Below are 7227 nucleotides of genomic sequence, written 5' to 3'. Positions count from 1 at the left end.
GCGCTCTACCGAGCGCCCAAATTTTTTGCGTTTTCGTACGGATGGGATCCTTACGCTTCAAATAGATGTTGTTTAAAAAAGATAATGGTAAACCCTAAATCCATAAATTAACATTTACCAACTGCCATGTATATCAGGAATCTTTGGGTATGAGTCCCACCCCCTGTCAAATTTTGACGGTAGCAAATTTTCACACTGACCCTAACCTCGCACGGACAAACTTCAGTTCGCAGACGTCTCTTCTGCCATTGGCGTCTGTCATTGAATAGCAGGAGGCGGCTTCCCTGAAGTTCGCTTCCTGCTATTCACTTTTTTGGGTAAAGGCAGCTTCAATCGATATCAGGGCTTGTCTAGAAATGTCGAAAGATCAAGTCGTTACCCCCCCCCCACCCCGGAAACAACGACCCTACTAATTCAATATATGTCCGTCAGGATGAAGCTCCGGCGGAGGAACCTCACGCCCGTACCGTAAAGCCTGCATCAAAAATCGACGGTCTCGAGGGCCGCATCAGGCCCGGTTATGCGTCCGACCATAAGCGCGAGGCCGCGGCATTTCTCTTTTCTCAGGGACATGGATACCACAAAACGGCGTGGCTCCTCGAGCTCCCCGAGGCAACCGTTCGCGAATGGCTCCGCAGCTGGAAGAAAGGAGAATTTCAAACAAAGCTTCCTGTCCGTCAGTATCGATATACCGAAGAACGAAAACAGGAAATAATCGCCATGCGCAGCCGCGGCATGAGCTGGAATGAAATCTACAAACTCACCGGAATATCTGCTGCGACCATTAGAAAATGGATGCCGAAGGGATCATTAATAACTACAGATAATGCTTCGCACAGGGGGTAGAGTTAATCCCTTTCTCAGCTGAAAATGTGTTTTCAACACAACACATCAGTCGCATTAAATCGATGTAGTTTATTGACTTTTAAGAATATTTTTAAGTCTTAACAATATCCCGATCAGAAGCGAATTAATGTCCCCGATAATACTTTCTCGTCTGTAAGGGGAAATCCCTTGCAATAAAAGTCCTTCCCTTGGAAGGTTCCGGCAGACAGAAGCTGTTTGGCGATGGTCTCTGTCTGTCATTTCACCCAGACTCTTCCCGCAGGGGATTCCCCGGCGGGAAGACTAGCAAATTTTCGAGCATGAAAATGAAGAAGACACTTGCTGCTCTCGCAATCCTCGGCGCTTTTGCCGGCTCCGCCGCCGCTGCTGACGTGACGCTCTACGGCCTCGTCGACTACGGCTTCAGCTATGAACATACTGACGGCGACACCGCCGCGGATGCCAGCGACTCCTTCCAGATGAAGTCCGGCCAGAACAGCGGCTCGCGCTTCGGCGTGAAGGGCACGGAAGACCTCGGCAACGGCCTCAAGGTCGGCTTTGTCCTTGAGAACGGCTTCGCCGGCGACTCGGGCACCTTCTCGACGTCCGGCAAGCTCTTTGACCGCGAAGCCCAGCTCAACCTTTCGGGCGCCTTCGGCACGATCGCCTTCGGCCGCATGGGTCAGCTCGCGAGCGCCAACGGCTCCTTCGGCCTTCTTGGTCAGACCTCACCCTTATCTTCGGGCTGGGGCGACTCGATCGGTCAGAAGTACGTCACCGCTGACGGCTGGACGCGCTTCGACAACACCATCACCTATGCCACGCCGGACTTCGCCGGCTTCAAGGTTTACGCCCAGTATTCCTTCAAGAACAGCTCCACTGAAGGCGGCGACGAAGGCAAGTCCTCCGCCAACCGCTACTACGGCATCGCCGCCACCTACAAGGCCGAGAACCTCTACCTTGTCGGCATCGTTGATTCGATCAACCACGGCAAGCAGATGTACTTCGACGGCACCGGGTACGACTACACCTACGATGCCGATCAGCTGACGGTTACGCTCGGCGGCAACTACGACTTCGGCGTCGCCAAAATCTATGCCATGGGCCAGTACTTCCAGAACGCGATTTCCGTCGGCCAGAAGTACATCGGAAACGATAAATTCGGCAAGTTCGGCTACTCCTTCGGCGACACTGCCGGCTGGGAAGGCGCTGACGGCTACGGCCTCGCGTTGGGCGTCGGCGTTCCCGTCCTCGGCGGCACGGCCAAGGCTCACGTCGGATACATGGATGCTGAAGCCGCTGAAGACAGCAGCGTCAAGATCACCCGCTGGAACGTTGCAGTCGGCTACGACTACAACCTCAGCAAGCGCACTTCCGTCTACAGCGCCGCGGCATACACCAAGGACGATCAGAAGAATTACTCCCTCGGCGTTGAACCCTCGTCCGTCGAAGTCATCGCCGGTCTGATTCATCGCTTCTAATCATTGATTGAGCGGCAGGCCCGGGTTTGAAGAGCCTTTCCCGGACCTGCATTTCCTTTCCGCCCGCCCGAAGCATTGCACGTGCTCCGGGCGGGCTTCTGCTTTCCGGCAGGCGGACTTCTTCAAAACCTCCGAGCCACACGAAAAAGCCGCACCTCCTTCATCGGGAAGCGCGGCTTTTTCAATGCCTGATAACGAAGCTCCTTCGGACCTCCTGAATGACCCGGCGGTCCGAAAGGAGGCGTCAGACCGTTACTTCAGGTCCTTGGCAGCCGTTTCCGCAGCAACAACGCCCGAGACGATTGCCCAGGAGTTCATCATCGCGGTCATGGAGTCTGCGCCATTGGCGCCGCCCACCACGCAGCCCGCACCATAGAGGCCCGGGATCGGCTTGCCGGCCTTGTCGAGAATCCTCATGCCGCCGTCGGCCTTGAGGCCGCCCAGAGTCGTCTGGTAGCGGACCTTCTGCTCAACGATGTGATAGGGACCTTCGCCCAAGCCGCCGGTGATGCGGCGGTTGAAGTCCTTGTCGGCGCCGGCCTTCACCATGTCGTTCCAATGCGCGACCTGCGCTTCAAGACCCTTCGGGTCGATGCCCATCGTCTTCGCGGCATCCTCGAGGTTGTTCGAAACCGCCATCACCGGACGGCCGTTGTTGACGATCTTCGTCCACTCATCGAGCGCAGCGGCATCAGGCACGAGCTTGTCTTCAAGGGACTTCGCGACGTACTGCTTCCAGGCGGCCGCATCCATCACGATGTAGGCGATCGAACCCGGCTGCTCAATGGTCTTGTCGGTCAGAACGCCGAGGCCCGCGTTTTCATCGACGAAGCGCTTGCCGTCGCGGTTGACGTAGATGGCGCCCGACTTCTTCATCGTATCGGTCGAGGAAGCGGTCGCCGCGAGGCCGTGATGCGGACGCGTTTCAACGCCCTGCGGGTACATCTTCACGAGGTCGAGGTTGATCGTGCCGGCGCCGATCTTCGTAGCCATCTTGAAGCCGTCGCCCGTTTCGCCGTCAACGCCGTAGAAGAGATAATTCTTCATCTTCGGCGGGAGCATCGACTGGTCGGCGCCGTAGCCGCCCGAAGCGAGAATCACCGCCTTCGAGGTGAGCTCAACGGTGTTCCCGGCGGCATCCGTCGCCTTCACGCCGATCACGCGGCCCGACTTGTCGCGGATGAATTCCTGCGCGCGGGTTTCAAGCATGAGCTTGCCGCCCATGCCGAGGAACTTATCCTTCATGAGATGAAGGAAGTTGACCGAGCGGCCCTTGACGCCGAGCTGACGGTTCGCGGAATGGTCCGGATACTGCGTTGCGGCAGGACCGTACGGAATCTTCATGTCGTAGATGAGCCAGTCGACAACGCCGCCCACCTTTTCGGTCACCATCCTGACGAGAACCGGGTCGTTCCTGTCCTTGCCCACGCGGAAGATGTCCTTGTAGGCGAGCTCAGGCGAATCCTTCGTCTCATGCATCACGTCGCGCTGGTACTTCGACCCCGTCGCGATGAGGGTGCCCGCGTTGAGGACCGTGGCGCCGCCGATGGTCGGCATCTTTTCAATGAGGATCACCTTCTTGCCGAGAGTCTCGGCCTTGACGGCAGCGGAAATGCCCGAGCCGCCGGCGCCCACCACGACGATGTCGGCATGTTCCTTAATGACCTTCTTCGCGGCCTTCTTGGTCACGACCGCGGCTGCAAACTGCGCAGGATCGCCGCCCGCAGCGCGGATCGCGTTCGCAACAGCGCCCTTGATGCCGTTCGAGGTCATCGTGGCGCCCGTCACGGCATCAACGCCGGTCGACTGGGCCTTGACGATTTCGCCGGGCATGCGCGCGAGCGCCGCGTCCGAAATGCCGGCGGTTTCAGAATGCTTCACGACCTTCACGTCGGCAATATGACCGCTCTTCACGGTCATTTCGACGACCACGGCGCCGTTTCTGCCCTGGCCTTCACCCGTCCAGGTGCCGTCCTTCAGAGCCGCGGCGGATGCGGTGGCGGCAAGCACGCCGCCGAGGGCGAGCGCAATGCCGAGTTTGGCGAATTTCTGCATTTTGTTTCTCTCCTTATATCCGACGGCATTACGGAGGCGCAGCGAGGAACTTCTTCCTCTCGCCGTTTCGAATGCCTGATCGGGATGAAGAGCACGATAGCCCTTTTGGCGTACCTCTGACAAGGTGCGTTTTTGTTTTCGGCTAAGTGTTTACATGCAAGGGTTTTCTCGCAGAACGATGCAGATCAAAGGCCCCTGAACTTGTCATCGTTTTGTCATATTTTCTTAGTCCCGCTGTCATGCGGCCTCCCGACAATCCGCGCTGTCCTTAAATCCTTTCTCTCAAAAACAAAACCTCCCTGAGCGAGGTCTCAAACCTATGGACAGCTACTATCTCGTGATGCTCGCCTTCCTCGGCGTCATCGCAATCATCGACCTCTTCGTCGGCGTCTCGAACGACGCCGTGAACTTTCTGAATTCCGCGCTCGGCTGCCGGATTGCCAAATTCCGCACGACGATGTGGGTAGCGACGGCGGGCGTGCTGCTCGGCGCCACGTTTTCGTCCGGCATGATGGAGATCGCGCGTTCGGGCGTCTTCAATCCGCAGATGTTCAGCTTTGCGGAAATCATGGTGATCTTCTTCGCCGTCATGGTGGCGGACGTGATACTGCTCGATGCCTTCAATACGCTCGGGCTCCCCACGTCGACCACCGTTTCGATCGTCTTTGAGCTCCTGGGCTCGGCAATCGCGGCCGCCTGCTTCAAGCTCATCGCCGACGGGGCGTCCCTCACCGAAGTCGCCGACTACATCAACAACTCCAAGGCGCTCACGATCATCTCGGGCATTCTGGTTTCCGTGGTGGTCGCCTTCGTTTCGGGTGCCGTCATTCAGTACATTGCCCGCCTGATCTTCTCCTTCCGCTTTGAAGGCGCCTACCGCAAGGTAGGCGGCGTCTATGCGGGCCTTGCGATCACGGCGATCATCTACTTCCTCGTCATGAAGGGCGCGAAGGGCGCTTCCTTCATGCGCCCCGAATGGATCGACTGGATCAACGCCAATACGACCGTCATCCTCGCGACGCTCTTCATCGGGCTCACGGTACTCTTCCAGGCCTTCATCAGCCTCTTCAACATCAACGTCTTCAAAATCATCATTCTCGCGGGCACGTTTTCGCTCGCCTTCGCATTTGCCGGCAACGACCTCGTGAACTTCGTGGGCGTCCCGCTCGCCGCCTACGATGCCTACCGCGAATGGGCGGCTTCGGGCGCGTCTGACGGCGCCTTCATGATGGGCGGGCTTCTGAAGCCTTCCACCGCCCCGACGGCCTTCCTCCTCTTCTCGGGCCTCGTGATGGTGCTCACGCTCTGGTTCTCGAAGAAGGCCCACCGCGTCATTCAGACCTCCATCAACCTTTCTTCCGCGCAGTCTGGCGAACAGGAGCAATTCGGCGCCTCGCTTCCCGGCCGCATGATCGTGCGCGCCTCGATGACGCTCGGAAGCATCATTCACCAGATCATGCCGGGGACGCTCTCGCGGGCTCTCGCGAGCCGCTTTGAGCCGGCGCCCGTCGTGGAAGGCACGCAGCCTTTGCCATTCGACTACGTCCGCGCCTCAATCAACCTCGTTCTTTCTGCGATTCTGATTGCATCGGCCACGTCCCTCAAGCTTCCGCTTTCGACCACCTACGTCACCTTCATGGTCGCGATGGGCTCGTCCTTCGCGGACGGCGCCTGGGACCGCGAAACCGCCGTCTACCGCATTTCCGGCGTGCTCACGGTGATTTCGGGCTGGTTCATCACGGCGCTCTGCGCGAGCACGTTGGCCGGCATCGTCGCGACCCTCGTCTTCTTCGGCGGGGAAATCATGGCGGTGATCCTCGGGCTCGCGGCGATTGCGCTTCTCGTGCGCTCAAACATCAAGGCGAGCCTCTCCGACGACTCGCTCGTCAATCAGAGCAACGTCCGCTACGATGCCCCGACCATCCGCACCATGATCGACGAGAAGGCACCGGAGAACCTCCGCCGCTCGATCGGGATCTGCCGCTCCATCCTCGACGGCCTCCTCTCCGACCGCGAATCGGCTCTGAGAAGCGCCAAGTCGGACGCCTCGGAATTCTTCGACGATCTTTCAGCCGCGCGCGGCATCTACTACCGCATGGCGCTCTCCGACAAGAAGCCCTCTGAAGCCGATTTCGACGCCCGCTACTGCTACTTCCGCGCGTTCACGAACATGCGTGAAGTCGGCCGCTCGCTCCAGGGGCTCGCAAAGCTCGCCCTCGACCATGTCGCGAACCGCCACCGCGTTTATGAAGGACGCCTTGCAGACGACCTGAGAACGCTCGTCGGCCTCCTTGAAGCCATGAGCAAGTCGGAGAACGGCAATCCCGACATCGCGGTCTTCCACGCCAATGCCCAGAAGGCCCTTCAGACAATCGACCGCCTCCAGAGCGAACTCCTTCGCGCCATTCCTGCGGAAGGCATTTCGATCAGAGGGTCCGAGCTCTACCTCACCTTCCTCCTCTTCGCCCGCGAACTCATCAATCACTATGAGATCACGGCGATGATCCAGACGAAGGTCAATACGCTCGCAGAAGCGCATTAACGAACCCGCATTGACCCAATAAAGCTTCTCTCACCTCGAGCCGGCGTTGATTTAAAAACGCCGGCCTTTTTTATTTCTGCTCGAAAAATAGCTTATTGCCTATAGTTTTTATAGATATTTAAGTATTTGACTTATATAGAAACATTCCATAAACTTTCGACCATCAGAAGGAGGAGCGCTTCAAAGCGACTCTCCTTCAGACCCCTCATCAAACAACAACAAAGGAGAACACCGCCATGGCTGAAGAGCTCCTCAGAGACCGATTCACGGATCTGATGGCGAAGTTCACGGCGTACTTCGGCAAGCACCTGCCCGACGACGTCA

5 protein-coding genes are annotated in these 7227 nt (G+C 58.0%); 3 read left to right on the top strand and 2 right to left on the bottom strand.

Features of this window, described 5'->3' with window-relative positions; translation table 11 throughout:
• Positions 1 to 366 precede the first annotated feature (366 nt).
• Together Q0106_RS11880 and Q0106_RS05095 are read left to right on the top strand one after the other, a co-directional pair.
• Positions 367 to 846 carry a helix-turn-helix domain-containing protein gene (locus tag Q0106_RS11880; protein ID WP_366139483.1) on the top strand — a complete coding sequence of 160 codons (480 nt, stop codon included), beginning with the start codon at positions 367 to 369 and terminating at the stop codon, positions 844 to 846.
• A 305-nt stretch (positions 847 to 1151) separates the two neighbouring features.
• Positions 1152 to 2306, top strand: coding sequence for a porin (locus Q0106_RS05095; RefSeq protein WP_297609773.1), 1155 nt, complete (start codon positions 1152 to 1154; stop codon positions 2304 to 2306).
• A gap of 252 nt (positions 2307 to 2558) precedes the next feature.
• Here the strand turns inward: Q0106_RS05095 and Q0106_RS05090 are convergent, their stop codons facing one another.
• Positions 2559 to 4361: an FAD-dependent oxidoreductase gene (locus tag Q0106_RS05090; protein WP_297609770.1), complete on the bottom strand. Its 1803-nt coding sequence runs from the start codon at positions 4359 to 4361 to the stop codon at positions 2559 to 2561.
• A 319-nt stretch (positions 4362 to 4680) separates the two neighbouring features.
• On the opposite strand from Q0106_RS05090, the gene Q0106_RS05085 reads away from it, so the two are divergent.
• Positions 4681 to 6903: an inorganic phosphate transporter gene (locus Q0106_RS05085; RefSeq protein WP_297609765.1), complete on the top strand. Its 2223-nt coding sequence runs from the start codon at positions 4681 to 4683 to the stop codon at positions 6901 to 6903.
• 131 nt (positions 6904 to 7034) lie between these two features.
• On the opposite strand, the gene Q0106_RS05080 is transcribed toward Q0106_RS05085, so the two are convergent.
• Positions 7035 to 7227 (bottom strand): hypothetical protein (locus Q0106_RS05080; RefSeq protein WP_297609762.1); only part of this gene is annotated, 193 nt, incomplete at its 5' end.

Source organism: uncultured Sutterella sp. (genome assembly GCF_937923675.1).
Lineage (GTDB): Bacteria > Pseudomonadota > Gammaproteobacteria > Burkholderiales > Burkholderiaceae_F > Sutterella.
The sequence above is the reverse complement of the archived record's forward strand: the minus strand, read 5'-3'. Positions and strand labels throughout refer to the sequence as shown.

Coding starts and splice junctions, on each gene's coding strand:
- Q0106_RS05095 (WP_297609773.1), top strand. CDS start 1,152: ATGAAGAAGACACTTGCTGCTCTCGCAATCCTCGGCGCTTTTGCCGGC.
- Q0106_RS05090 (WP_297609770.1), bottom strand. CDS start 4,361: ATGCAGAAATTCGCCAAACTCGGCATTGCGCTCGCCCTCGGCGGCGTG.
- Q0106_RS05085 (WP_297609765.1), top strand. CDS start 4,681: ATGGACAGCTACTATCTCGTGATGCTCGCCTTCCTCGGCGTCATCGCA.